This window comes from Mesorhizobium sp. P2_E10 (genome assembly GCF_056404235.1).
Genome location: NZ_JBFUEK010000002.1, coordinates 295,792 through 317,908, shown reverse-complemented (window position 1 = coordinate 317,908; position 22,117 = coordinate 295,792). Strand labels below are relative to the sequence as shown.

General features: G+C 59.9%; 31 protein-coding genes and 2 pseudogenes. 13 read left to right on the top strand and 20 right to left on the bottom strand.

The window, feature by feature from the left end; all coding sequences use genetic code 11:
* Positions 1 to 99 precede the first annotated feature (99 nt).
* The gene (locus AC1D0N_RS06305) at positions 100 to 591 is read right to left on the bottom strand and encodes a pyridoxamine 5'-phosphate oxidase family protein (protein ID WP_477242510.1); all 492 of its coding nucleotides are present in this window, start codon (positions 589 to 591) and stop codon (positions 100 to 102) included.
* Positions 592 to 618: 27 nt separating this feature from the next.
* A complete protein-coding gene (locus AC1D0N_RS06300; RefSeq protein WP_477242508.1) occupies positions 619 to 792 on the bottom strand; it encodes a hypothetical protein in 174 nt (57 codons plus the stop codon).
* Positions 793 to 1,197: 405 nt separating this feature from the next.
* On the opposite strand from AC1D0N_RS06300, the gene AC1D0N_RS06295 reads away from it, so the two are divergent.
* Entirely contained in the window at positions 1,198 to 1,491 is a 294-nt protein-coding gene (locus tag AC1D0N_RS06295; protein WP_477242506.1) for a hypothetical protein, read from the top strand.
* Positions 1,492 to 1,604: 113 nt separating this feature from the next.
* Here the strand turns inward: AC1D0N_RS06295 and AC1D0N_RS06290 are convergent, their stop codons facing one another.
* Positions 1,605 to 1,856: a hypothetical protein gene (locus tag AC1D0N_RS06290; RefSeq protein ID WP_477242504.1), complete on the bottom strand. Its 252-nt coding sequence runs from the start codon at positions 1,854 to 1,856 to the stop codon at positions 1,605 to 1,607.
* A gap of 235 nt (positions 1,857 to 2,091) precedes the next feature.
* Here AC1D0N_RS06290 and AC1D0N_RS06285 point away from each other — a divergent pair, with 235 nt between their 5' ends.
* Positions 2,092 to 2,466 carry a hypothetical protein gene (locus AC1D0N_RS06285; protein WP_477242502.1) on the top strand — a complete coding sequence of 125 codons (375 nt, stop codon included), beginning with the start codon at positions 2,092 to 2,094 and terminating at the stop codon, positions 2,464 to 2,466.
* Between the two features lie 169 nt (positions 2,467 to 2,635).
* A complete protein-coding gene (locus tag AC1D0N_RS06280; protein WP_477243105.1) occupies positions 2,636 to 4,480 on the top strand; it encodes a CHASE3 domain-containing protein in 1,845 nt (614 codons plus the stop codon).
* Between the two features lie 17 nt (positions 4,481 to 4,497).
* On the opposite strand, the gene AC1D0N_RS06275 is transcribed toward AC1D0N_RS06280, so the two are convergent.
* The 4 genes from AC1D0N_RS06275 to AC1D0N_RS06260 all read right to left on the bottom strand — a co-directional run bounded on the left by AC1D0N_RS06275 (position 4,498) and on the right by AC1D0N_RS06260 (position 7,399).
* The gene (locus AC1D0N_RS06275; protein ID WP_477242500.1) at positions 4,498 to 4,671 is read right to left on the bottom strand and encodes a hypothetical protein; all 174 of its coding nucleotides are present in this window, start codon (positions 4,669 to 4,671) and stop codon (positions 4,498 to 4,500) included.
* Between the two features lie 47 nt (positions 4,672 to 4,718).
* The gene (locus AC1D0N_RS06270; protein WP_477242498.1) at positions 4,719 to 6,116 is read right to left on the bottom strand and encodes a PAS domain S-box protein; all 1,398 of its coding nucleotides are present in this window, start codon (positions 6,114 to 6,116) and stop codon (positions 4,719 to 4,721) included.
* Between the two features lie 271 nt (positions 6,117 to 6,387).
* Positions 6,388 to 6,552: a DUF3309 family protein gene (locus tag AC1D0N_RS06265; protein WP_258602338.1), complete on the bottom strand. Its 165-nt coding sequence runs from the start codon at positions 6,550 to 6,552 to the stop codon at positions 6,388 to 6,390.
* A 277-nt stretch (positions 6,553 to 6,829) separates the two neighbouring features.
* Positions 6,830 to 7,399, bottom strand: coding sequence for a hypothetical protein (locus tag AC1D0N_RS06260; RefSeq protein WP_477242496.1), 570 nt, complete (start codon positions 7,397 to 7,399; stop codon positions 6,830 to 6,832).
* Between the two features lie 206 nt (positions 7,400 to 7,605).
* Here AC1D0N_RS06260 and AC1D0N_RS06255 point away from each other — a divergent pair, with 206 nt between their 5' ends.
* From AC1D0N_RS06255 to AC1D0N_RS06235, 5 genes are all read left to right on the top strand, one after another.
* Entirely contained in the window at positions 7,606 to 7,773 is a 168-nt protein-coding gene (locus tag AC1D0N_RS06255) for a Thivi_2564 family membrane protein (protein ID WP_477242494.1), read from the top strand.
* A 52-nt stretch (positions 7,774 to 7,825) separates the two neighbouring features.
* Positions 7,826 to 8,167: a hypothetical protein gene (locus AC1D0N_RS06250; protein WP_477242492.1), complete on the top strand. Its 342-nt coding sequence runs from the start codon at positions 7,826 to 7,828 to the stop codon at positions 8,165 to 8,167.
* Between the two features lie 110 nt (positions 8,168 to 8,277).
* On the top strand, positions 8,278 to 8,457 hold the full coding sequence (locus AC1D0N_RS06245) for a DUF3606 domain-containing protein (protein WP_477242490.1): 180 nt from the start codon (positions 8,278 to 8,280) through the stop codon (positions 8,455 to 8,457).
* 39 nt (positions 8,458 to 8,496) lie between these two features.
* The gene (locus tag AC1D0N_RS06240) at positions 8,497 to 8,790 is read left to right on the top strand and encodes a hypothetical protein (RefSeq protein ID WP_477242488.1); all 294 of its coding nucleotides are present in this window, start codon (positions 8,497 to 8,499) and stop codon (positions 8,788 to 8,790) included.
* 195 nt (positions 8,791 to 8,985) lie between these two features.
* Entirely contained in the window at positions 8,986 to 9,453 is a 468-nt protein-coding gene (locus tag AC1D0N_RS06235; protein ID WP_477242486.1) for a GFA family protein, read from the top strand.
* Between the two features lie 87 nt (positions 9,454 to 9,540).
* Here the strand turns inward: AC1D0N_RS06235 and waaF are convergent, their stop codons facing one another.
* On the bottom strand, positions 9,541 to 10,659 hold the full coding sequence (waaF, locus tag AC1D0N_RS06230; RefSeq protein ID WP_477242484.1) for a lipopolysaccharide heptosyltransferase II: 1,119 nt from the start codon (positions 10,657 to 10,659) through the stop codon (positions 9,541 to 9,543).
* 174 nt (positions 10,660 to 10,833) lie between these two features.
* On the opposite strand from waaF, the gene AC1D0N_RS06225 reads away from it, so the two are divergent.
* Complete coding sequence (locus tag AC1D0N_RS06225; protein ID WP_477242482.1) at positions 10,834 to 10,977, top strand: hypothetical protein; 144 nt, start codon at positions 10,834 to 10,836, stop codon at positions 10,975 to 10,977.
* A 136-nt stretch (positions 10,978 to 11,113) separates the two neighbouring features.
* On the opposite strand, the gene msrA is transcribed toward AC1D0N_RS06225, so the two are convergent.
* A complete protein-coding gene (msrA, locus tag AC1D0N_RS06220) occupies positions 11,114 to 11,632 on the bottom strand; it encodes a peptide-methionine (S)-S-oxide reductase MsrA (protein ID WP_477242480.1) in 519 nt (172 codons plus the stop codon).
* Between the two features lie 129 nt (positions 11,633 to 11,761).
* Between msrA and AC1D0N_RS06215 the strand changes: the two genes are divergently transcribed.
* A complete protein-coding gene (locus tag AC1D0N_RS06215) occupies positions 11,762 to 12,547 on the top strand; it encodes a hypothetical protein (protein ID WP_477242478.1) in 786 nt (261 codons plus the stop codon).
* A 20-nt stretch (positions 12,548 to 12,567) separates the two neighbouring features.
* On the opposite strand, the gene AC1D0N_RS06210 is transcribed toward AC1D0N_RS06215, so the two are convergent.
* From AC1D0N_RS06210 to AC1D0N_RS06180, 7 genes are all read right to left on the bottom strand, one after another.
* Entirely contained in the window at positions 12,568 to 12,891 is a 324-nt protein-coding gene (locus AC1D0N_RS06210; RefSeq protein WP_477243104.1) for a hypothetical protein, read from the bottom strand.
* Complete coding sequence (locus AC1D0N_RS06205; RefSeq protein WP_477242476.1) at positions 12,891 to 13,094, bottom strand: hypothetical protein; 204 nt, start codon at positions 13,092 to 13,094, stop codon at positions 12,891 to 12,893. The genes AC1D0N_RS06210 and AC1D0N_RS06205 overlap by 1 nt, the downstream gene beginning before the upstream one ends.
* Positions 13,079 to 13,318, bottom strand: coding sequence for an ABC transporter permease (locus AC1D0N_RS06200; RefSeq protein ID WP_477242474.1), 240 nt, complete (start codon positions 13,316 to 13,318; stop codon positions 13,079 to 13,081). Before AC1D0N_RS06200 ends, AC1D0N_RS06205 begins: the two co-directional genes overlap by 16 nt.
* A 119-nt stretch (positions 13,319 to 13,437) precedes the next feature.
* Positions 13,438 to 13,641 (bottom strand): hypothetical protein, encoded by a 204-nt coding sequence (locus AC1D0N_RS06195; RefSeq protein WP_477242472.1) that lies wholly within the window; start codon positions 13,639 to 13,641, stop codon positions 13,438 to 13,440.
* On the bottom strand, positions 13,638 to 14,327 hold the full coding sequence (locus AC1D0N_RS06190; protein ID WP_477242470.1) for a glycoside hydrolase family 108 protein: 690 nt from the start codon (positions 14,325 to 14,327) through the stop codon (positions 13,638 to 13,640). Before AC1D0N_RS06190 ends, AC1D0N_RS06195 begins: the two co-directional genes overlap by 4 nt.
* An 83-nt stretch (positions 14,328 to 14,410) precedes the next feature.
* Positions 14,411 to 15,145, bottom strand: coding sequence for a glycosyltransferase family 25 protein (locus tag AC1D0N_RS06185; RefSeq protein ID WP_477242468.1), 735 nt, complete (start codon positions 15,143 to 15,145; stop codon positions 14,411 to 14,413).
* A gap of 135 nt (positions 15,146 to 15,280) precedes the next feature.
* Positions 15,281 to 16,216: a hypothetical protein gene (locus AC1D0N_RS06180; RefSeq protein ID WP_477242466.1), complete on the bottom strand. Its 936-nt coding sequence runs from the start codon at positions 16,214 to 16,216 to the stop codon at positions 15,281 to 15,283.
* A gap of 968 nt (positions 16,217 to 17,184) precedes the next feature.
* Here AC1D0N_RS06180 and AC1D0N_RS06175 point away from each other — a divergent pair.
* Together AC1D0N_RS06175 and AC1D0N_RS06170 are read left to right on the top strand one after the other, a co-directional pair.
* Positions 17,185 to 17,409 (top strand): annotated as a pseudogene (locus AC1D0N_RS06175) (CatB-related O-acetyltransferase); the annotation flags it as partial.
* 152 nt (positions 17,410 to 17,561) lie between these two features.
* A complete protein-coding gene (locus AC1D0N_RS06170; RefSeq protein ID WP_477242464.1) occupies positions 17,562 to 18,446 on the top strand; it encodes a glycosyltransferase family 8 protein in 885 nt (294 codons plus the stop codon).
* Here AC1D0N_RS06170 and AC1D0N_RS06165 read toward each other — a convergent pair.
* Entirely contained in the window at positions 18,398 to 18,922 is a 525-nt protein-coding gene (locus AC1D0N_RS06165) for a DUF7338 family protein (protein WP_477243103.1), read from the bottom strand. The genes AC1D0N_RS06170 and AC1D0N_RS06165 overlap by 49 nt on opposite strands.
* Positions 18,922 to 19,089, bottom strand: a pseudogene (locus AC1D0N_RS06160) (DUF7338 family protein); the annotation flags it as partial. The pseudogene AC1D0N_RS06160 and the gene AC1D0N_RS06165, both read right to left, overlap by 1 nt.
* Before the next feature lie 93 nt (positions 19,090 to 19,182).
* Here AC1D0N_RS06160 and AC1D0N_RS06155 point away from each other — a divergent pair.
* The gene (locus AC1D0N_RS06155; protein ID WP_477242462.1) at positions 19,183 to 19,452 is read left to right on the top strand and encodes a hypothetical protein; all 270 of its coding nucleotides are present in this window, start codon (positions 19,183 to 19,185) and stop codon (positions 19,450 to 19,452) included.
* Between the two features lie 484 nt (positions 19,453 to 19,936).
* Here AC1D0N_RS06155 and AC1D0N_RS06150 read toward each other — a convergent pair whose 3' ends face one another.
* Together AC1D0N_RS06150 and AC1D0N_RS06145 are read right to left on the bottom strand one after the other, a co-directional pair.
* Positions 19,937 to 20,587 (bottom strand): hypothetical protein, encoded by a 651-nt coding sequence (locus AC1D0N_RS06150; protein ID WP_477242460.1) that lies wholly within the window; start codon positions 20,585 to 20,587, stop codon positions 19,937 to 19,939.
* Positions 20,584 to 22,074, bottom strand: coding sequence for a phage terminase large subunit family protein (locus tag AC1D0N_RS06145; RefSeq protein WP_477242458.1), 1,491 nt, complete (start codon positions 22,072 to 22,074; stop codon positions 20,584 to 20,586). Before AC1D0N_RS06145 ends, AC1D0N_RS06150 begins: the two co-directional genes overlap by 4 nt.
* Between the last annotated feature and the right edge of the window lie 43 nt (positions 22,075 to 22,117).

The following is a 22,117-nucleotide window of genomic DNA, read 5'->3' as shown; positions in this document are numbered from 1 at the left end:
GTTGATGGATGGATCGAACCGCCCAAGCGTTCGGTCGTTAAAGAGCCCGCTTCCAATCCCCCGGAATGCGGGTTTTTTGCACCATCTCGGCTAGGTGGTTTAGCGATAGGCCTGCCGTCCCGAGATGGTCTCGATCGTGATCTGATAGAACAGATGGCTGCCGGTACCGGCCTGCGCCTCGCCAGGCTTCAGCGCGCCGGGCTCCCACCAATTGGCGTGCTTCTGCAGCAGCGACCAGGCAAATTGGCGATCATGGTCTGACGTGGGAGCCTGCTGGTCCCTGGCAGGAATCGTGCTGTCGAGAGCGGGCGCCTTGGGCAGGTCCTGGAACAGGCCCTCGACGACGACGCTCTTCCAGCCATGGACGCCGCCGACATCATCGACCTGCAGGCAGACATGCGGATTCTGGCGCATCCACTCGACCTTCTTGCCGAGCAGCGAGAAGCTGAAAATGAAATTGTCGCCGAAGGCGAAATGAATCGGAACCACGTAAGGCCGGTTATCTTTGACGCAGGCCAGGCGGCCAAGCCGGGCCGACTTCAACAAGGAAATGCATTCGGGCCGCGTCATCTCTGAGATGTTCATCGCCATTGTTCTTTCCGTTGCTGTTCGTCGACGTCAGGCACCACGATCGATGCGCCGGATGGCGCGTATCGCCTCGCCTTCGGCGACCCCGATCAATGCGTCGATGGCCTGGATCGCCTCGATCTGGCCGCGCGCCGCAACCGTCCTGCGTAAGGCGTGCAGGTCGTCGCGAATTTCGCAGAGCGTGGTTCGGATCGTGAGGGGCATGGGCCGCCTTCCAGGGACACAACAGCCTGAGGTAGCGATCGGTTCCGCCCGGAGTGGATTGACTCGCCAAAGCCCTGAAATGGCGTACGCTGAATCGCATTGGATTCAGCAGCCAGGGATCTGGTATGCGAACTCACCGGCCATGAAGGTGTCGACGAGACCATCGTCGACCGGATCGTTGGAAGATAGCGACTAGACGGCCGGCTAAAGATGCCGCGCGTGACGATCTGAGACCATCTGCCCGGCGATGGAAGATGTTCCGTTACGGAATAGATAATTCTCCTGATGCCATACCCAGCAATAGTATTCTCTCAATAGAGAAATTCGGGGAACCTTTGCACCAATGATCCGTTCTGCTTTCGATCGCTGCTTGGACGATCTCAACAGCAACAGGAGGAATTGATCATGAACTTCAAGATGATTTGCATGGGCGCGATGGCGCTTGCGATGACCACTGGTACGGCTCTCGCTGCCGGCACCACCGGGACTACCGCGCTCGATGATCCGGCAAAAATGTCGCCGTTCTTCACCGATGCCGGCATGAAGACCATGAAGTCGGCTGACGAATTCAAGGCCGCCTGGATGGCGATGAAGGAAGAAGACCGTGCCGGGATAATGAAGGAATGCGGCGACGAGGCGATTGCCAAGGAGCACGACAATTTCTGCAAGATGACCAAGCAGATCGGCGGCGCCAACTAACCGTCGGCTTCTTGCAGACGGAAAATGGCGGGCCTTAGGGTCCGCCATTTTTTCTCTCCGATACCGCCCTGGCATCGACGGATGCGCTTGCGCCCGCCTTGGCGATTGGCGGGCTAGTCTGTGCCGGACGATCCGTCGACGGCCCCCTCGCCGTTCGCAGCATTGGCCAGAATTCCAAAGTCTTGCGACTTGGTCCCCGGTCCTGCCGTCAGGAACCCGTCGGCATCGAGCCCGCGCCGCAGCAGCTCCCTCACGGCTGCCGACCGGCTCGGCATGCGCTTGTCAAAACGCCAGTTTTCCAGCGCCGCCAATTCATCGGCGGTCAGCATGATCTGCAATCGTTCCGGTCGTTCCAGTTCAGCCATCTGCGCCTCCAGCCGCCAAGACCAAAAGTACGGTGAGTTAGTATGTCCCTCACTACGAGTAAAATTAGTGATCTCTGGACAGGACGTCAAGAGCTGCTGATACGTCACCGTCACACAAGGCCAATGGTGAGGAACAGGCGTCACTTGCACAATCAACATGCTCTACTAAATACTTGATTTTATTTGATAAATTGTTTATTTTGCTTGCCATTCCAGCGCGGCCGGCGCATGGTCGATGGCGAGGGACAAACCATTCCAGAAAGGAAGGTTTTCCATGAGATATGGCTATTCGGCTCATCTGCGGGACGACGTCAATTCGGAGGTTCAGGCGGCATGGCGCTCCCAGGGAATAGTGAATATCGCTGTGGTGGCTGAGGCCATACGGCTGAAAAACCTTGCCGAGAACGTCGCACTCGAGGATATCGAGTACATGGTGATGCAGGCTGCCCAATTCTACGGAGCGGCCATGGAACTCGAAGGGCTGACCGCCATCGACGTGACGACCTTCAATCCGCTGTCCGAGGATGGCGTCACAATATTCGGCAGTCTCGATGCGATCGAAGACAGACCCATTGCGTACGATCGGCGCCCGCTGGATCAAATCCAATAGGCGGTGACCGTCACCTGACGCTCCCTGGCATCAAGCCTGTTGTGGAAGATCGTCGTCCAGCATCCTGCGGCCGCCCCTTGCGTTGGGCCGAGGCGGCCCTTACCACATGCATTCGGCGAGGATTTCCTATGGTACAGCATAGCAGATGATCACGAGGCTGCGGCGCGCGATGCGTTGGCAATCGCTTCCGCTCATCGTCGGCTTCGCCATCCTGGCGTTGATCGTTGGCTCGCGTGCCATGCTGGTGGAAACACAGAGCGCCAATCGCGCCGCCGCGCGCAATGCGATCGAATATCAGCAGTTGCTTGCCGGTCTGCTCTCGCTGGCGCAGGACGCCGAGACGAGCCAGCGCGGTTACCTGCTGACTGGGGAGAAATCGTACCTGGAGCCTTATCAACAGGCTGTGGCCGCAATTCCCGGACAACTCGCCCGCATCGACGAGATGACCGCCGGAAACCAGGAAACCGTCCAGCAGATCGATGGCATAAAGGACGCGCTGGCTCAAAAACAGGCGGAACTGGCAGAGACGATCCGCCTATACGAAAAAAACCAGGCGGCGAAGGCGCTGGAGATTGTCCGCAACGGGCAAGGCAAGGCCGCGATGGATCAGATTCGAACCAACATGGATACGATCAGACGCATCGTCAGCGCGACCCTGCACGCCAGGGACGCCCATACCGACCAGATTGAACGCTGGCTGCGCATCGGATCGTTCGCAGCACTGCTGGCGATTTTCGTGCTCGGCGTCTACACGGTCCGGGAATCGCGCCGCCGCTTCCGTGAGGTGGCTGTTGCCCAGGACGAGTTGACCCGCAAGAACACCGCGCTGACGAGAGAGATCCAGACGCGCGAGAAGGCCGAATCCCAAATCCGCCAGATGCAGAAGATGGAAGCTGTCGGCCAACTTACCGGCGGCATTGCCCACGACTTCAACAACATGCTGGCCGTGATTATCAGCGCCATGAACCTTGCCCAGCGCAAGCTCGCGCGCGGCGAAAACGATATCGACAAGTTTGTCGAGGCAGCGACTGACGCTGCGACCCGAGCCGCCAATTTGACGGCTCGGTTGCTCGCCTTTTCGCGCCAGCAACCATTGGCGCCGCAAATCGTCGACGCCAACCGGTTGGTAACCGGCATGTCAGATTTGCTGCGCCGGGCATTGGGCGAAGCGATCCGGATCGAAACGGTCCTGGCTGGCGGGTTATGGAAGACACATGCCGATCCGAGCCAGATCGAAAATGCTATCCTCAACCTGGCGGTCAATGCGCGCGATGCTATGGGTGAAGAGGGCAAGCTGACCATCGAAACTGCCAACAGCCATCTCGACGACTCCTATGCCGCCACCCATGCCGAGGTGAAAGCCGGCCAGTATGTGATGGTCGCGGTAACCGACACCGGCACCGGAATGACGCCGGACATCATCGCAAAGGCATTCGAGCCGTTTTTCACGACCAAGCCGATCAACAAGGGCACCGGTCTTGGTCTCAGCCAGGTCTTCGGTTTCGTCAAGCAGTCAGGCGGTCACGTCAAGATCTACTCCGAGCCGGGCGAAGGCACGACAGTCAGGATTTACCTGCCCCGCTTCTTCGGCGATGAAGAGACCGCACCCTCCGCCGGAACCGGAGAGGCAGTCGCCAGGCCGGCGACTGAAACCATACTGGTGGTCGAAGACGATATGCGGGTGCGGGTCTCGACAACCGATGCGCTGCGCGAACTCGGTTACACCGTTGTCCACGCCGGCGGCGGCGAAGAAGCATTGCAGAAACTCGGCGAGACCCCGGGCGTCGCGCTCCTCTTCACAGACATTGTCATGCCGGAGATGAATGGCCGCAAGCTGGCCGAAGAAGCCGTCAGGCGCATACCAGGACTGAAGGTGATCTTCACCACCGGCTTCACCAAAAATGCCGTGGTCCACAATGGCATTCTTGACCACGATGTGCATTTCCTGGCCAAGCCGTTCACCATCGAGCAACTGGCCGCGAAGCTGCGCGACGTGCTGAATGCAAAGGCATAAACCTTCTTCGATGCCTGCTATTTTGCCTGCTTCAATATCCGCGCCTCACGCAGCAACGATGGTCGATCTGTACCGATCATGGCGATGAGGTCGTGTGCCTGATCAAGGGTAATGCCGGTTTCCTCTGTCAGGATAAGAGCCAGTCGCTTCTCCTTCGTCTGGCGGACACTGTTTTGTCTTTCCTCAGCCATCGCAATCCCTTTGGTATCTACAACCAAGAGTGGAGGCGAAGGTTCCTTCAATCGATCGCGGTATCGAGTGACGTCTGGACGAAGCGCAACGGCGCTTCCAACGTCCAGACAACGCCTTGCTTTTGAAACTCCAGCTGTCCGGTGCCGCTGAGCGCTTGCGGCGCGACGCGTTTGAGGACGATTGATCCGAAGCCGCGACGCGTGATCTCGTCCAGCTGCGGCCCGCCGAGCTCCCGCCAGACAAGCCGGAAGGTGTCGGCGCCATCGGCGACAGTCTTTATGTCCCACTCGACCTCGACCTGTCCGCCATGACGCGACAGCGCTCCGTGTTTTGCCGAATTCGTGGCGAGTTCGTGGAAAGCAATGCCGAGATACTGCACGGCGTTCGGCTGCAGCATGATCACCGGTCCGGCCAGCGACAGACGGGCCTGCGCGGCGAAAGGCTTGATCTGCGCCTCGACCAGCTCGCTGACCGTTGCGCCGCGCCATTCGGCGTTGACGAGAAGGTCGTGGGATTGCGAAAGCGCCATGATGCGCTCCCGTACCTGTCCGAGGAAAGCCTCCGGCGTGCTCATCGATTTGCTGGTTTCGCGGATCATCGAGATGATGACCGAATACTGGTTCTTCACGCGATGATTAACCTCGCGCATGAGCAGGCGGATGCGCCGTTCGCTCTCCTTGTGAGAACTGATATCGCGCGCGATCTTGGAGGCGCCGATGACCCGGCCGATGCCGTCGCGGATCGGCGAGACCGTCAGCGAAACCGGAATGAGCCTGCCGTCCTTGCGCTGGCGGATTGTTTCGTAGGATGGCACCCTCTCGCCGGCGCGTATGCGGCTGATGATCAGGGCTTCCTCGTCGAGATGATCGACGGGAATGAGCATGGTCACCGGCCGGCCGATTGCCTCGGCAGGCGTGTAGCCGAACAGGCGTTCGGCCGCGTCGTTCCAGCTGGTGATAGTGCTGTTCAGATCCTTCGAGATGATGGCGTCCATCGTCGATTCGACGATCGCTGCCAACCGAGTGCGGGCTTCGTCGGCCTGACTCTGGCTGCGCAGATCGAGCAAGGTGTTGATAGCGCCAATCACGCGGCCCGCTTCATCGCGCAGCAGGACGGGATGAGCCTTGAAAGGAATGAGTTCGCCATTCGGCCGTTCGGCGATCGCTTGGCCCCAGCGGACATCGCGCTCTTCGAGCAAGGCGACCGCCATCGGACATTCGTCATGCGCCATTGTCCGTCCATCGAGATGACGCAGTTTCCAGGAACCGCACCACTGGTCCTCGCCAATGACGGGCCGATGCCCCCAGAGGTCGGCTGCGGCCTCGTTGAAGAAGGTGATGTGACCTTGTCTGTCCGTGGTGTAGACGGCGACGGGCATCGCCTGCAGCAAATCGACGGAAGGTACTACTGGAATCCCAGCGTCCGCTTGTTGGATGATGTTCACTTGTTCCCCGCCCGTACGTTTCTAACGGATTGCTACCACCGTTAAATGCACGTGAGGGGTTTGGGTTCCCGCCGCGCCTTTCGGCGCAGCGGGTTGCCAAGCTGCGGCGGCCCAACCCCAAACGCCGCAGCCCAACAACAGAAAGGAACCTATCCAGCCGGCCGCGGTCTATTAAATTTGACATATCGGAGTGGAAATCACCTCAACCGGTGAATGCAAAAAACCCGCCGCTCCCTTAGGCACGGCGGGCCTGAAATCGCTGCGAGGGACGCTAGATGCGTCCGAGTACGACCAGAATAATGACAATGAGGAGGACGAGGCCGAGACCGCCACCGCCATAATAGCCGGTGCCGTAGAATGGCCCGCCACCAAAGCCGCTGAAGCCGCCCAGCAAGGCAATGACCAGAATGATGATGAGAATAGTGCCGAGACCCATGGTGTTTTCCTCTGCCAGTTGGCGCTGTTGCAACAGGTGCGTTCCTCCGCCTGTTGATCAGCATAGAAACTCGCGAAGCGCGTTCCTGTTCCACCTGATGACACGGGCACGGCCCCGGGGCCAGAAAAGGGCACAAGAAAACGCCCGCTGGCCGGGAGCCAGCGGGCGATAGGCCTTTCAGCCCTTGACCGCCTGGAGGGACCCAGCGATCAGAGAAATAATGCACGGGGCGGGATGAAGTTGCGTCCGTTAGACAAGGAATTTGCCGGACAGCATCCTAGCGTGGAAATTCGGATTCAGAAGGGATCGACGCCTTTGCGGATTTCTTCCCTGTTTCTTCGGCCAAGGGAATTTCCGCGTCGCTTGACCAGCCCGCGGTCTCAGAGTCGCCGCGACGCGCGTCAGCGCCCGATCGTGTCAATATCGCGGTTGCCGCATCCTCCTGCGCCTGCCCAACCCGGGCCATGACCATGGTTCCACCGCCCCTGACATGCTCGGCGTAGACATAGGCATCGGCTTCATCGATGCCCGCAACGGCAAAGGCCTCCAGCACGCCGCCGGCCATACCGCCTGCCGCAGCGCCGGTCAGCGTCGATACCAGCCACCCGGCGCCGACAACAGGCCCAAGACCCGGAACTGTAATCGCGCCGATGCCGGCCAGAAAACCGCCGATGCCACCGACCGCGGCTCCGATACTGGCGCCTGTGGCGGCCGGACTGCCGCTGCGCTGCGAACCGTCCGGGGCTATGATGCTGATCTCATCTGTCGGGATGCCGGCACCCTCGAGCTCACGAACCGCGACTTCGGCGTCGCCATAGGTGTCGTACAGTCCAGCTATCGTTTTCATGTCGATTTCTCCCGGAGCGCGCAAAATCGGCGCGGATCCATGGACTCAAGCAACATGCGGACGAATTGTTCCATGAGGGCTATGAGAGAGGAGCGAACGGAAGCCATCCCGTGGCTGCGCCAGCGGCTTGAGGAACCAATCCGACGCTGCACCGTTTGCTGCAGCGTACTTCATGTTTTTTCAAAACAGCCAACGGAGTGAGGGACATGGCTTCATCAGTTCTCATCAGCATCCTGATCACCTTTCTGGTGATCATTCTTGTGCTCTATCTCGTCCAGCGCCTGCCGCTCGATGGCCGCACGAGACAGATCGCCCAGATCGTCGTCATCATCATCGGTATTATCTCGATGCTGAAATACCTGGCTGTCTTCTAGGAACCGAGCGGGGGCTGCGAGCGTTTCCACCTTACATCACAAGGAGAAACCAATGGCCGACACCCAAGCAGGCGCCGCGAAGGCGTCCGACGATATGCAGGATGCGATGAAGAAGCAGATCGCAGAGCTTCGGCGCGAGATCACCAAGATCAATCGCATGCTGTCCGAGCAAGCCGAAGAGGCTGCCGAGACCGCGCAAGGCTGGTATGAAAGCGCGGCCGACAAAGCTTCGCGCACAACCCAGCAATTGCGCAGCCAGGCGCAGACGGTGTCGGATACGGTCCAGCAGAATCCCGGCACAATATCGTCGGCGATGGTGCTTGGCGGCATGCTGGGTGTTCTCCTCGGCATCGCCATCGCCAAGAGTTCGGAGCCCGAGCGCCGCTGGTTCTAAGCGTGATTGAACAGCGCGGGTGGCGGTTTCGGCTATGGACTTCGACTGCGGATCGGCGTCCATAGCGAATTGACCGACAAACCTGCAATCTATCAGTGCGAGAGCTTCCCATGACCGACGACAAATCGAAGACCAAGGCGGACCGAAGACTGGTATCCGGCGAAGAACCATACGAAGTCGCTGCCTTCGCTAAAAAGTATGGCATTCCGCCGAGCGAGGCCAAGACGATCATCAAGCGTTACGGGCCGTCGAGGCGGAAACTCGACGCCTATATGGCGACGAGGATCTAGCCGGCTCGCCATGCGTCTCGGGCGCTGCAGGTGATTGCCATGTTGTTTCGATCAATCGTGTTGACAGCCGGAGCGATCCTGCTTGCTGCAACGACCACGGCCTACGCCCGTCCGGATACGCGCTCGATGACCTGCGAACAGACGCAGATCCTGATCCAGAGCCATCGCTCGGCGGTGCTGACCACCGGGCCGAACACCTATGATCGCTATGTCCGCCAGTTCGGCAATGAATGCGACTGGCCGGAGGTGCCGACCGCTGCCGCTGTCCCGACACGCGACGGTCAATGCCGGGTCTATCGATGCCAGGAGCCGGTCTTGGATTTCCCCAACTGACCGGATCGCGGTCGGCGTGCAGCCTGTTGTTGCATGCTCGGCGGCCGGGCCTGAAATTGGCGCCGGTGCGTCATCGACGCCTTTTGATATCTCGCGTGGAACCGTTGCGCCTCGAGCGAATTGATTCTGCGCGAGGCTGGCGTAGCGCGGCGACCGACATCTTGACCGCGTGAGCCAAGCCAGGAGGGAGCAGCTATGTCCAACGACATCCGCAGAAGTGGCAGCTGCCTTTGTGGCGGCGTGCAATTCGTGGTGACCGGAGATCCCTTGCGGACGGGTCTTTGCCATTGCAAAGACTGCCGCAAGACCAGCGGATCAGCCTTCTCGGCTTTCGCGGTCTGGCCGCTGGCAGCATTTGAAACGAACGGTATCGTCAACAGCTACGGCGGCAGGAGTTTTTGCCCGACTTGCGGCGGCCGCGTCAGCTTCGTCGGTGAAGATGAGGTCGAAGTGATGGTCGGCAGTCTCGATCTGGCGCCGTCCGAAGGACTGGAACCTGCCTATGAGCTGTGGATCGGGCGCCGCGAGCACTGGCTGCAGCCCCTGCCCGAGGCACAACAGTTCGAGCACGACCGCATCGACGGCGACCAGACGGACGCGCAAGATTCCACCGCGGACAGCGAGACGTCTTCCGGCAGTGAGCCATTGCGTAAATCGGCCTAAGGAGCGGTCAAGAAGCCGGAGTCGTTTGCGAGGCGGGCGCGATGAACATGAACGAGCGATCCTGACGCCGTGCGTTTGCTGTGCCGTTCAGGTGCGGACTTCGGTTGAAAGACCGGCCAGGGTCTCCCGCACGCGGTCTTCGCTGACGCCGAGTGTGTCCGTATTCCAACTGGGTGTCGACAGCGGTGGCTCAAGAAAGCGGACGTGGCTGTTTACCGGCCCATGCACATAGGGACGGTTCATTCCGTAGATAAGCGCGCACGGGACATTCAGGGCGGCGGCGGCGTGCGAGATGCCGCCGTCGACGCCAAGGAACATGGTCGAGGCAGCGATTTGGCACATTGCTTCGGCAATCGACGGGGTCGAGGTGAAATCGACCGCCTCAGGAATGGCTGTGCGGATCTGCGCGGCGCCGGCGCGCTCTCGCGATCCACCGACGATCCAGATCGCCCAACCGCGATCATGATAATCCTTGGCGATCGAGATGAAGCGCTCGACAGGCCATGACCGAAAATTGTCAACATCGGCAGTGTAGAGCGAGAGCGCTGGCCGGTCGGCATCGATTTTCTGACGCCGGCGCCAGTCATCCAGTTCTGCTGGATCGACCACCAGCTGCGGTGCCGGCCATTGCGTGTCGGCAGCCGGCTTTTCGCCAAGCGAGGCAATCGAGCAGACCTCTTCGAAGATCCGCCTCTTGCGCGGGCCGAACTCCCAAAGATGCCCGAGCCAATCGCCCGGGAGACGATTAAGCAGCCCGAATTGCCACTCCTGCGGATAGCCGATGCGTTCGGGTATGCCGGCCATGAACGTCATCAGCGCCGCCTTGGTGGTGCTGGTCATCAGATAGGCCGTGCGGTAATTCTGCTTACGCAGTTCGCCGACCAATCGGCGGCGCTCCCCAATGCCGAGTCGCAGGTGACGCTTGTCGAGTGCCCAGCCTTTCCTGACATGAGGCATAAGCCGTGCCAAAGGCAGCGCCACGGACGACGTGATCACATCGATAGGGCGATCCGGAAATTTTTGGGCAATGATCTGAATGGCGGAGTGGCAGCGGACGAAGTCGCCGACCGCCGAAAAGCCGACCAGAAGGATTGGATCGCTGGTTGTCAAGGAAGTGCTTCGCCATCGAGGATTCGGGCATACAGGTCCAGATAACCCCGTGCCACCTTTTGAATTGGAAACCTCGTAGCAGCAGATTCGCGGCATTGTCGAGGCGTTTGCGGGTGCTTCTTTGAGACCAATGGAGAATTCGCAATCGCACTTGAGGCTGCTAGAGAGCTTACGGCGCCGACTGTCTCGGGCAACGCTCCCCGCGGCGGGAGGGCAAGACGTTCGGGACCAGGTTACGGACTCGTTAATCAGCGCCTGCTACTATGCCCAATGACCAAGAATCTCGGAAACACCTCCAGGCACAACCCCACACCGGCAAAGGGCTCTGCCCTGGGCTGGCTGGCGCCTGCTCTGTTTCCGCTGGCGGTGGTCGCGCTTGGATATTGGATCGGCAAGCAATTCTTCGGCTTCTAGAGCGTACGTCTGGTCACGGCGCGAGAACGAGCCAGCCTTTCGCCGGCGGCGCGGGCTGGTCGGAATACGAGCCTCAAACGCGAAAAACCGCCGCACCTTTGGATGCGACGGTTCCAATTCAGGTCGATCCGGCGCGTTATGAAACGGCCTTTTCGCGAACAGGAAGCTTCCAGCCCGGCCTGACAAAATGGCAGGTGTAGCCGTTGGGATATTTTTCCAGATAGTCCTGATGCTCGGGCTCCGCCTCCCAGAAGGCGCCTGCTGGAGCAAGCTCGGTGATGACCTTGCCTGGCCACAGGCCAGAGGCATTCACATCGGCGATGGTGTCTTCGGCAATCCGCTTCTGTTCGTCGCTGGTGTAGAAGATCGCCGAGCGATAGCTCATCCCGACATCGTTGCCCTGGCGGTTGCGCGTTGTCGGATCATGGATCTGGAAGAAGGATTCAAGCAGCGTGCGAAAGCTGATCCTGGCGGGATCGAAGTTGATCTCGATGGCTTCGGCATGGGTGCCATGGTTGCGGTAAGTGGCATTGGGCACATCGCCGCCGCTATAGCCGACACGCGTCGAGATGACGCCCGGGTAGCGCCGTATCAAATCCTGCATGCCCCAGAAACAGCCGCCGGCAAGGACTGCGCGTTCGGTGGAAGTCGCCATATCACGTCTCCTTCGGATTTCTCCTAAAGTGGGGATTGTCGGCTCTTTCGTCCAGCCGTCGTGCCCAACTATCAAAGCCGGACTTGTTGGGGCCGAGTTCCGCGGATAGACACGGCAGTGGGGAAGTCGATGGTTGGGGTTGGGCGTTCATTGCCAAAAAACGGTGTCTTGTCTGTCGATTTTGCAACCAACTGCTATGAGAACGATTGGCAGATCGTGCTTGGAAAAGACTACCTGCGCGTCGTGGTCGAGCGTAGCGTTCACACTTTTTCAAAGCGCCGGCTGATCATCAACAATGTCAAGGCGCGCGGTCCTGTCGAAGCAGCTGCAAAAGCGGCAGTCGCTCGCGGCGACCTCGACGAGTATTTGTTCTCGGAAGACTGCGCTGACGCCGCGCTGAGGTTTTTGCACATCGACAAGGCATCTTTCGGCCGTGGCCACTTCTACTCGATCGGCCCGCTGGTGGCCGTTCACGCCAGCACCGCCGACTATCTGCTTTATTATACGGGCGACTCTTACCCGAAGCGCCGCTTCCGGTGGATCGAACCTGCCATTCAGCTCATGGAAAGCAGAAGCGATTTTATCGTTGCGAACCTGAGCTGGAACGACCGGTTTGAAAAAGCAAAGTCGGAGAGTTTCGGCCAGGAAGGCGATTTCCTCCTCGGCTACGGCTTCTCGGACCAATGCTTTCTGGCCAAGATGTCGGTCTTTCGCGCGCCGATCTACAATGAGTCCCATCCCACACCGGAACGCTTTCCGCCCTACCCCGCTGCGCCATTTGAACAACGTGTTGATGCCTATTTGCGCAATCACGACGCAAAGCGTCTGACACATCGGTTCCAGAGCTACACCCACAAGAACATTCCAAAGGGCGGGCTGATGAGGGCCTGGCGACGGCTACGGCCTCTTGCCTAGGTACGGCAGCCGCCATCGGTTCACTCTTCCCTCGCCGCCTTGTATCTCCGCACGGCCACCTCGAAGACAATATCCGAGATCCACATCGCCGAGACGCCGATCAGGAAGGCGGCGGCGAGCGTCGTGGTGTCGTCGGCTGGGTTGGGCATCGGCAGGCCGGTTGCTTTGAAATAGGACACGGTAGGCAGCGTCAGATAGGCTGCAGCCAGCGCGCCGCAGATCGGCGAAGCCACCATTTCGCGCAGCTTGTAGCGATGGCGCGACAACGCGCGCAGCACGCCGCCGGCAAGCCCCGCGGCAACGACGGGGCCTTTTATGCCGAGCATATCGAAGAAATCGTGCATCATGGCCTCCACCCGCAAAGTCGTTGACCCTTGCGGTTGTGCGCCAGCAGCGCCCTCGCCTCGGCGTCTGACAGCGCGTCGACAGCCTTGGCCGACAAGCGGAGCGGCGATGAGATCGCGCAGAGGCTGCCCTTGGTGGTCGTACAGCCGGAGAGCCCCACGATAAGGGCTGCGGCCAGAGCGAGGCTCAATCCTTTGCCCATGATTTCAGCTCCTTTCGAGCGGTTTCAGCGGGCAGCGCCCCGATATCGTACTGGATCCGGTTGGCAATCTCGCGCGCTGCCGTCTCAGTGGCGGCCTGCCGGGCGCGCTCTGCGCTGGCGCCGGCGAGCCGCTGGTGAAAGCCCCAGCCAAGCGCGGCAATGATGGACGCCAGCATGCCGAGTAGCGCCGGGTTGCCTATGAAGAAAGACAGGAGCGCGGTCATTGCCAGCACCACAGAAGCGCAACGCCGATCGCGGCTGCAAGAAGGAGTGCGCCAACCGCCCAAGGCAGCGCCTGACGGAGGACTTCGGTGACAATCTCGAGCATCGCGACTTTCTCCTGTCACTTCGACCAGTGGAATTTGTGGGCAAGCAGATACCAGCCCTCGGCGGCGCCGCTGATCGCCAGACCAACGCCGGTTTCTAGGGCCATCTGAACATCGGGATCGTCAGACAGCGCCGCGGCATCGCCGGCGCCGAGCAGGCCACGCGCGACGAGGACGCCGGCGCCGTAGCGCAGCGCAATGCGGATAAGGACAGCAGTCATTTCGGGTTCCTTCCGAAAACGGATTTGAGGATTTGAAACAGCACGCGCCAGAGCAGATTGGGCTCGGCCGGAGCGGCGGGAGGCTGCGAATCAGGACCAGGCAGTGCAGGTGGTTCGGCTTGCTGTTGGGTTTGCTGCGGGGCCGTCGAAGCTGCCGGAGCCGGCTGGACGAAGCCCCCCGACATCAACAGCGCCCGCGACCTCACCGAGCCGACCCGATCGCTCCAGCCCTTGCCAAAAATTGGCCAGGTCGGCAGCCGCTTCAGAAAGGTCAGGCGGGCGTCACAGAGATCGTCGATAATCGTCCCCGCCGGCCTGGCGCGGACGGCCCGCAGCGTGGCCGGGCCAAGCCTGCCATCCTGCGCCGTGCCGACGGCGGCCTGAAGGTATTTCGTCGCCCTGCCCGGCCCGCTGTTCACGGCGAAGTCGAACACGGCATAGTCGACCCCTTCCGGAAGCTCGGCGCCGGCAATTGTGTCCCAATAGAAGCGGCGATAGACGGTTGCCACCTGCTCGTCGGTGATCTCTCGCAATTCAGCCTTGGTCGCGTCGGGCTTCACGAAGCGGCGGAAATTGGCAAGGGTGACGCCCTTCATGGTGGCGCCGCCGGGATCGGCCGGATTGTCGGACCAGCCGCCTTCGGATTTGAGGACGAGCGCAAGCGCCCGCGAAAAATTGCGGTCCATGGTGTGCCTCTTGATGTTGCCGGAAATGAAAAAGGCCGCATGAAGCGACCTTTCGGATGCGTTGAGGGTAGGCCGGAAGGCGCCTAGCTGCGCGCGTTGTGGCCGAAGAAACGCCGTGTGGCTTTCTTCCAACTCCAGGCAATCCGTTTGAACCACAAGCGGCGAGCAGCGCCCGCTACAGTGCTCTGAAAAGCACCGTTCTGGCTTCCCTGTTCAACGATCGGCCGCTCGAACCAGAGCATTTCGATGCCCAGTTTCTCATCGATATGTTCAATCTGATGGTCGATCGGTTTTGACAGCTTGTGCTCGACCAACCAATCGAGTCGAGCCTTGGCAACCGAGCGTGTAATCAGATAGGAATCCGCACAACGCGCATGCAGCGCTGGGTAGAGCCTTTGGCCCTTCCGCAACTTCCATCGCGGCACGTAGTAGTTGCTGCCACTGCCGAGATAGACGACAGCCTTTCGGTCCGGACTGCCGAACTCGGCTACGCACTCGTTGAATTTGCCGACGAAGTCGGCGTCGAGGAACACATCGTCCTCAAACACCAGGCAAAACGGCTTGTCTGTTTCGAGAAACGCCTGCCATATGCCGACCTGTTTCAGGGCCAGCGAGATTTCTGACGGCAGCAATTTGTCCGATCCGACAAACGATGCTCTGACATCCTCCGTCACATCAGGAATATCCCAGTCGAGGAAGAAGTCGACCGGCACACCGCGCCGACCGAACTCCTTCAAAATATGGCGTTCCCGATCTTCGTAGCCTCGTTTGACGTGGCATACGCGAACGAAGACCTTGTCGGCTGGAAACTCTGGCATGGCTGGTGTCTAGTGTTTCGGATCACGAAAATCCAGAGGCGACGTCCAGGCTCTTATCCACGGCCGCGAGCAGCCCTTGGTATCGTGGACGTAAGCTCTGGCTTTGGCTTGGCCCGGCAGATTTTTGACAAAAGATCAGGAATTGTTGGCAATCCGGCCCTGGGCCCCACCAAGAAAGCGATCCCAGACATAATCGCGCAACAGTTCACGATGTTGCGGCGTGCGATGATGACGCGACTTCTGGCCGGCGTAAGAAGAGCCTCCCAGATGGAAAAACGCGGCGTCGAGCATCTGATGCTCACCCCTTGCGCCTGCCAGCACGACGGCAACGGGCTCCTCGAGTGCCTCTGCAACATCGGTTTTCGCCAAATGGGAATAGAGCGGTGGCCAGTTGCCGCCGCCTGTGTCCAGGCCGAGTTCCATGCGTGGGCTGAAGTCCAGATTCAGTTTCTCGACGGCCGCAAATCGGAAGAAGCAGAAGCCCCCCCAAAGATGCCATTTGGTTTCGTTTTCGCTCGGCTTGTAGCGAAAATTCTCACTGGCTGGCAGCTTGAGACCGTAGACGACCTTGCCTTCCATCCGGGCCGGAATGTCGAAGGGGGCAACCGGGAAGCAATCGTGATCGATAAACCCAAACAATTCCGGCCGAAGGTGCCTTACGATGTTGTGGAAAACCCAGGTCAATGCCGTTCCGTGCGAACGCGACCAATGGCGCTCGCGACGGTTGGGCAAGCCGAGATATGGCACGCCTCTGGCGGAACAGATTTGTTCAATCGAATGTCTGGCGGCATCGTCAGTTGAATTGTCGATGACGACGAGCGACAATCCCGGCGAATGCATCTGCCACGCCTTGGTCAGTGCGTCGATGACCCAGGGCGTGTTGAAAGCTATGGTGAAGCAAACGCTGGACGTCCCGGTTTCTTGCAAAAGCCGCGAGAATTCCCGCCCCCGGCTGGCTCCCTTGGCCCGAAAAACCAGATACGAGAGTTTGTCGCGGATGGATTTCGCCTTGCCGACGAATTCAGTGCGGTTGATAAAATCGGCGGTTCTCTTCAGAATTTTGGATCTCATCGCCAATTCATTTCGCTATACAGGGTCGGCAGTCCAATGGATTTCCCTGCTCAGCACCAAGTGCGCCAGTTTGTCAATTGCGCGAGCGGATGCCTTTCCGCAGTCTGCCGGGACACGGAACTGGTGTTTTAGAAAAAACTTAATTACCTTCCATTAAACTCCAAAATGCGAGCGGGGGCTCGCTGGAGCAATGGCGTTGCCAGACAACGCCCGGGGTTTGGGGAACATGGGTTCGTCGTTTTCAGAAATGGTCGAGTGCCACTGCTGCGGCGGCACGGGCAAGACGTTCGAATGTCCGAGATGGCGCAGTTCGAACGGGAACTGCTGTCCCGCCGGGACGCATAGTCATAAATGCCCCGGCACGAGCGTGAGCTGTTCGGAATGTGCAGGCACGGGCGGTATGGAATGCACGTCGCCCTCCGGACGACGGGACGTTCTTCGCTCCGAGTATTGATAGGCCCGTTAGGGAATTGGCCTAGGGGCGCGTCGTTCGGCTACGCTCCCCAGTTGCATAGAAACACACTCCACTGGGACTGGCCGGATTGTGCGAACAGCGGCCTTCGTATTTCAGAACGAGCGCATGCGCCCGCGCAAAGCTGCGGCCCGTCTACGCCTCCTGGGTTGTGGATTGGGGTGATCGCGGCTACGTCGTGCTGGCGCTGCAGATGGAGTTTCGGATGTCCAGGTTGTCCAGATGGCTACACGAAAGGAGCCCTTTTCGGCGTAGACTGCCTGCTGGCGTAACGGTTGGTCGGCACACTTATGGTGTAAGTCACGAAAAGCTATTTTACGTTTCCGAGGGCGCTCCCCTGACGGTGGGAGCATTTTGTTCGATCGCTGCCAAGGTCCGTTTTATGTGCTCGGGGGGAAACCATTCGGTCAGTAGCGCGACGACTTTCCCAATTCGCAGCCGAATGATGGACAAGCCCGATCGGGTTGAAAACGGCGGCAAACCCTGCGGGGTGACCATCGCCGACGATGTATGGATTGGTCTTGGCGCAACGATCATGCCTGGCGTGCACATCGGGCACGGCGCCGTCGTTGGCGCCGGGGCAATTGTCACAAGAGATGTAGCGCCATATGCAATCGTCGGGGGCATCCCGGCCAAGCTCATCCGTTATCGCTTTTCAGAGGACGTCATCGCAAAGCTGCTGGCGATCCAATGGTGGTTGTGGGATGACGAGAAGATAAAACGAGAGGCTGACGCTCTGAACGGGCCGATCGAGGCCTTTATCGAACGGCATTTCGCATCTGGGAGGCCCTGATTTCGCGCTCGTGTTTCTTTCTGGCTGCAGACGGCAAATATTTTCGATACGCCTGTTTGACGGCGCGCCGGATACTGGACGTGTCCGCCCCTATCGACGGCTTCATTCTCCATCTGGGGGTAGATGATGCCGATATGCGTGTGGCCAAGCGCATTCTTCCAGAGCGAGTCAAACTGATCGACGTTTCGGCGTTTATGCAGGAATCGGGATTTCGCGTTCCCGGCGGACTCATCTCCGCCTGCATCCGGCTTTTCGCCGATCTGTTTCCGTTTTTCGATTCTTATGAGCGCATAGCCTACACTGACTGCGACGTTCTCTTTAATCGAGATATCGGCGATCTCGTCGGCCAAAAGCTGAACGCGCCACTGTTGGCGGCTCATGACGACTACATGTATTTCCGGCCGAGCTATCGTCAAATGATGTCGATGCGGCCGGGGGCACCGTATTTCAATTCAGGCGTCCTCGTTTTCGACATGAAAGCCGTGCGCGAGCAGGGCTTGTTGGAGCTAACTCGGCAAGCCGTGGCCGAAAAAGGACAGGGAGATCAAGGCGCGCTCAACATCGCTTTTGAAGGTAAATGGCAAACGATGCACCCGAACTGGAACCTGATGTCCAATGGCACCTCGGACTATCGGTTCTCGCAAGCATTTGCTCGCCATTTCACTGCCGGGAAGCCTTGGGGAAACCAGGTCGGCGTTGAACTCGATGCGCTCAAAGTCTGGCGTGAATTGGCGCAGGATACTCCCTGGGGGAAGCCTTTTCAGCAGAAAATCCCATTCGAGCGAGGCGTGACGAAACGTTTCTTCCGCAAGTTCGACCCCCTTACGGGGCTTCTTGCGACCAAGGACGTCCAGCGGCGGCGAGCTCGCTATGACGGCAAAAAGATGCACGAGATCTATGCCCAACAAGCGGACGCTCATATGCTGGCCGCGCCTTTTCCGGAAAGACTTGGCGGCTTCGGCTGAGCGCCGCCAGCGGTGCTGCGGCGGTACCGGCAAGACTTTCGAGTGTCCGAGATGGCGCAGTTCGAACGGGAACTGCTGCCCTGCAGAGACACATACTCATAGATGCCCCGGGCACGAGCTGCGCTGTTCGGAATGTGCGGGTGACCTTGAGCATCCCGACGTTCAGCTTCGCGTCGGGTTGCTTCCAGCCGATCCAGAGTTTGACGAAGCGACCGCGTCCTAGCTAGCGGAATGTCGCGGCGGTAGCTGAAATAGCGCCGGCCCTTGGCAGTTACATAGACCAGGGTGAACCCGGCCGAGCCGCCGGTATCGAATACGCCGAAGGGCGGAGTTCTGACTTCGGTCGTGACCGGGCCGACGTAGCCGAGCACATAGGCGCTGAAGCCGTAGCCAGGGTTGCGGCAAAGCCACCACATGGCGGTTTTGAACCGCGCGAAGAACGTTGCTGGAGCGGATAGCCGAAGCTCTTCAGCCAGGCGTCGTCATAGATCGTGTCATCGTGCGTATGGACCCAGCTCAGATGGCCGGGCAGGCGATCAAGCTTGAGTGCAGCGGCGAGGAACGCCCACAACCAGCACGTCAGGATGACGAGCAAATTGAATGCGAAGCCTATCGGGGCTTGGAGAGCCCAGCGGAAGCACATCATTGGTTCTCCGATCAGATGGTCGGCCAGCGCTTTCCGGCCGAGCGAGCAGCTTGGGTTTCAGTTCGGAAGGATTTGCGGTAGGAAAGAGCGATGTGGCTCTATGTTCTTACGGCTGTAACAGTCGCCCTTGCGGTCGCGTCATGGCGTCAACGGCGCCAGGCAAGAGTCTTAACTTCCAGCGAGCGAGAACAGATGAAAGCACTGCCCCTGTTCACGGGGAAGTGGGCAGAGGACGAATGGGCAAAATGGCGCGCCCTGATGGATGCCGACTTGGTTCAGGTTTCCGACGTGGAGGGCGATTTCGGCCCGAGCTATATGTTGACCCTCACCTCGGCCGGCGAGAGAGCCTTAGGACTCTGAACCGCCAAGCGAATTGGCTTGGACGAAGAAGTCGTCGATCTGCGCCGACGAGAAGCCGAGCGTAGTAAACCCATCCTGCATCATCGGCTCGTTGCGAACAAAGGAACTGCTGTACTCGAAAGAGTCCTTCACAAGCGGGTCTTGGGCAGCGACCCAGCTCTTCACCTGGTCAAGAAGCTTAGATATCCGAAGCTGCTTTCGGAACTGACGGGCTGACACTCTGTCGGAAGGCTGAAGGTCCGAAAAGGTCGTCGACAAATGTCGGATGACCACCCACCATCTCGATCGATGTCCCAATGATGCGCTTCCCTGAGGGGACCGGTTCGGCCGGCATCACAGTCGCCAAAGAGAAACCCCCGGCGGGGTCGGACCACCCCTCAACTGCGGGAGAGAGCCATCATCCATCGGGCAATTCGACCCAGCTTCCTTCGGAGACAGTTGCCACAATTGCGTCGTTTCTGATCAGAGCTAACAAACTCGCCTCCTATCGCAGAGCCATGAGGACCATTAGTTGCCCGCCTCCCGCGTTCGCGGGGTCCGCGGTGATGCTTCGGGCGGTTTGAGCCGAGGCGAATACGTCGCATGCACCGCTAAAGCAGGAGACGCTTTCGGGCTGCACATCAAACCTCTCGGTCAAGTTGGTCCACGCCATCGAGTCCGATGTCGACCCATTGTAGGCCAGACCTCCGATCCATCCGCCCGCATCGCAGTTGATCGTGGCCACCATCGGATCAGACGCGTTGGTATTTACCCCCGTAGGCGTAGTGTTGCTCTTCAGGTTGAAGAGCGGGATGACGCAACATGCGGCACGAACCATCGTCACATTGAAGGTGACGTTTACATTGCCCGTCGCACCACGCGGGGCGGAGTAGAACGCTAGAACGGTCGAACCGTTCAACTGCTTGTAAAGCTGGGTGCAGGTTTGGCCGCCAACATCGAAGGCCGTGAAGTCCGGGACCGAACCCGACCGCCCCATTATTCCAATGATCGGATAGGCGTCGACCGTGACACCAGAAGTCAGTCCGGTGAACGCAAAACTTGTCCCATCTGTGGTTATGATTTGATTGAGCACTGTTCCCTGGGTGACCGCGGGAACCGCCACGGGCGGGGTGACGACCGGAAACGGAAAACTCATTGGAGCGCCTGCACGTGAAGATGCGTGCCTCCCTGCCCTTTGGAGATAAACAGCCGGAACTTGCTGCCGTTAGTGGTCGTGAACGCGTCGCCAGTCACCTTGGTGAAACCCGAAGTCGTAATCGCCCCAGCGGAGGCGCCATTGGTGTAGTCGATCACCAGCGAGTAGGAGCCCGAAGCCGAAGGCGCTGCCAATGTGTGGGCGCCGTTGTTGGTTGCCGACCTGAAGTTGCCCCCTGCTGGCGACGGCGTGTAGGTGCCGCTCGACTTTGTGCCATCGGAAACATCCGTGCCGAAGTAGCCAGCTGTCAGCGTTGTGTCCGCATCCTTCCGAACCATCGAGGCGACGATTTCCGACAATGTGTCGAAAGCCGAAGAGACGCCGCCAAGCACCACATCGATCGCCGCCTTCACAAAAGCCGTGGTCGCGATTTGCGTGGTGTTAGTTCCGGCCGAGGCAGTCGGGGCAGCAGGAGTTCCGGTGAACGTCGGGCTAGCCTTCGGGGCGAAGGTGGTATCGACGTAAGCCGTGGTCGCGATCTGCGTCGAGTTCGTACCCGCCGAAGCCGTCGGCGCCGTAGGCGTTCCGGTCAGCGCAGGGCTTGCCTTCGGAGCCAGGCTGGAAATGGCCACGCCGCTGTCTTTGCCGAGCTTGCCCGTAGTGTTGGCGAAGGTGACTATGTTGTCGGTCACTGACGATGCCGGGCCGCTGAAGTCGCCAGTGCCAGCACCGTCGGCGCCCTTGTCGCCGGCACGGTCGAAGATGAGCCAGCACGCATCAGCATTGGACAGCGTGCCTGCCCCGCCAACGTAGGTTAGCGTCAGCTTCCGGTAGCGTGTCGCGGCCATCAGATCGTCGCGCAGTTTCACCACCTGGCCGTCCTTGCGGTGGTAGAGCCGGAATTCTTCGAACCACGGCAACAGCGTCGAAAACACCTTGAAGCGACCGGATTGCATGCGGTCGAGCATCTCCATCAGCCCGGCCTCGACCGAGACCGAGCCGTCGGCGAACTGGGCATGGCGGGTCAGCATGTTCAGCCCGTGCGCCGAGTATTGTTTGGCCAGCGCCACGCCGGCGCCTTCCAGCGTCTCGCGGCGACCGTCGCGCGGCCACGCCCAGGGCAGCCATTCGCCCCACGGTTTCAGCGTCAGCGCCTGCATGGCGGGCGTCTGCTGCGAGGCCCGGGCCGCCTTGGCGACATAGACGACATCGGCCTCGGTATCCCAGGCGAGTTCGACCGCGGCCGAGGGATGGTCCCAGCCGAAATCCAGTGCGCCTAGCCTAGGCCAGTAGCGCGGCAGCCGGAACGGCTCGCAGGCGACCAGCTCCTCGGCGATCGGGAAGATGCGGCCGGAGCCCAGCACCGGGATGCCCTTTGCCCTGGCTTCGCGCTCATGTGCGGGATAGGCGGCGACGATCGCCGCGCGCTCGTCAGGCGAATAATGCTCGGCATCGTCGATGGTCATGAAGGTGACGTGACGGGACATGGCTCACCTTCCCGGATTGATTCAGGATGCGGCGTTAGGGTGT